Annotated in this window: 4 protein-coding genes; 2 read left to right on the top strand and 2 right to left on the bottom strand. The window is 72.8% G+C overall.

The genetic code is table 11. The features are described 5' to 3' along the window. The coding region (locus tag DY240_RS32295; RefSeq protein ID WP_199702117.1) for an MSCRAMM family protein at positions 1–638 on the top strand (638 nt) is incomplete at its 5' end. Positions 639–659: 21 nt separating this feature from the next. On the opposite strand, the gene DY240_RS22930 is transcribed toward DY240_RS32295, so the two are convergent. Both DY240_RS22930 and DY240_RS22935 read right to left on the bottom strand, forming a co-directional pair. After that, positions 660–1064: a TA system VapC family ribonuclease toxin gene (locus DY240_RS22930; RefSeq protein WP_119662098.1), complete on the bottom strand. Its 405-nt coding sequence runs from the start codon at positions 1062–1064 to the stop codon at positions 660–662. Beyond that, a complete protein-coding gene (locus tag DY240_RS22935) occupies positions 1061–1291 on the bottom strand; it encodes a hypothetical protein (protein ID WP_119662099.1) in 231 nt (76 codons plus the stop codon). Before DY240_RS22935 ends, DY240_RS22930 begins: the two co-directional genes overlap by 4 nt. Positions 1292–1368: 77 nt before the next feature. On the opposite strand from DY240_RS22935, the gene DY240_RS22940 reads away from it, so the two are divergent. Further along, positions 1369–1916: thioredoxin domain-containing protein (locus DY240_RS22940; protein WP_147375461.1), on the top strand; the 548-nt coding region annotated here is incomplete at its 3' end.

Genomic DNA, 1916 nt, shown 5'->3' on the forward strand with positions numbered 1-1916 from the left:
ACCTCGACTTCGGCACCTACGTGTGGGTCGAGATCGCCGCGCCGCGGGGCTACGAGCTGCCCGGCGACGTCGTCAGCGACCCGGTCGTCATCGACGCGTCGAACGCCGGCGGCGAGATCACCCGGGCCGTCTACCGCGACCCGCGGCTGCTGTCGGAGCTGAGCGTCCACAAGGTCGCCGAGGACACCGGCGAGTCGCTGCCCGGCGCGGTGTTCGACCTGGTGCTCGCCGGCGGCGACGTCGTGGTCGGCACCTGCACGACCGGCGACGACGGCCTGTGCACCGTCGGTGACCTCGACTTCGGCGACTACTACTGGGTCGAGGTGGCGGCGCCGGACGGGTACCTGCTGCCGGACGACGTGACCAGCGACATCGTGTCGATCACGGCCGAGAACGCGGGCACGCAGATCGCCGCGGTGACGTTCGTCGACCCGCCGGCCGAGGAGCCGCCGACGCCGACGTCCACGCCGACCCCGTCGCCCACCCCGAGCGGGACGCCGTCGCCGACGCCCACCCCGGACGAGCCGGACCTGCCCGACACCGGCCTGGGTGAGCCGCCGCGGCTGGTCGCCCTGGTCGCGGCCGCCGCGCTCGCCGTGGGCGCCGCACTGCGGTGGCGGTGGCGCCGGACGTCCTGATCGGCCCGCGATGCGGGGGGTTCAGCCGGTGGCGGCCGGAATCAGGACGACCGCGTCGGCGAGCTCCGCGGCGAGCGCTTCGTCGAGGGTGGCGAGCACGCCACCGTTGGCCGAGGCCAGACTGGCCAGGTAGGCGTCGGTCACCTGGCGGGGGCCACGGACGTGGTCGAGGCTCGCATCCCGGTAGGAGAGCGAGTCCGGCCAGAACTCGCATCTCGACATGCCGCGCACTTCCCGGAGCACGGCCGCCGCCGAGTGGGTAGCCTCCCCGAGCCGGATCAGGAACCGGATCAACGCGCCCTCGACGATGGGGCACACCGCGAACCGGTCGATGCCGGCGGCCCAGCGGGAGGCGCGTTCGTGGTGCTCGTGTTCGGCAACGGTGAGGGCGATCAGGACATTCGCGTCCAGCAGGTACGTCGTCACTCGTCGCCCAGCACCTCGGCGACGTCCTCGGAGCTGATTCGCCGGCCGACGCTCACCACCGGGAAACCGGACCGTTCATCGGTGCTGATCGTGAGCGGTTCGTCGAGTTGGCTGAGACCTCGCGCGGTCAACTCGGCCAGGGTGGCCGAGAGCGACTGGCCGCGCGCCTTGGCGAGCGCGGAAGCACGCCGGTGCACGGCAGGGGGGAGATCGACGGTCGTCCGCACGGCTGCATCATAGCAACATCATTGGTGATGCGCCCATGCGGCTTCAGGCTCTCGCAGAGCGCGGCTAGCGTGGAAGCGTGCCGAATCGCCTGGCGTCTGCGACCAGCCCGTACCTCCTGCAGCACGCGGACAACCCCGTGGACTGGTGGGAGTGGGGCGACGACGCGTTCGCGGAGGCGCGGCGCCGCGACGTCCCCGTCCTGCTGAGCGTCGGGTACGCCGCCTGCCACTGGTGCCACGTCATGGCGCACGAGTCGTTCGAGGACGAGCGGGTCGCCGCGTACCTCAACGCCCACTTCGTCGCCGTCAAGGTCGACCGCGAGGAGCGGCCCGACGTCGACGCCGTCTACATGGAGTCGGTGCAGGCGCTCACCGGGCAGGGCGGCTGGCCGATGACGGCGTTCCTCACGCCCGACGGCAAACCGTTCTACGCGGGCACGTACTTCCCGCCACAGCCGCGGCACGGGCTGCCGTCGTTCAGTCAGCTGCTGCAGGCGGTCGACGAGGCGTGGACGCGGCGGCGCGGCGACGTGACGGAGTCGGCGCAGCGCATCGGGGCGGCGCTCGGCGGCGGCGCGCGCGTCGGGTCCGGCGACGGGCCGCCCGGAGCCGACCGGCTCGATGC

This window comes from Jiangella rhizosphaerae, from assembly GCF_003579925.1.
GTDB lineage: Bacteria > Actinomycetota > Actinomycetes > Jiangellales > Jiangellaceae > Jiangella > Jiangella rhizosphaerae.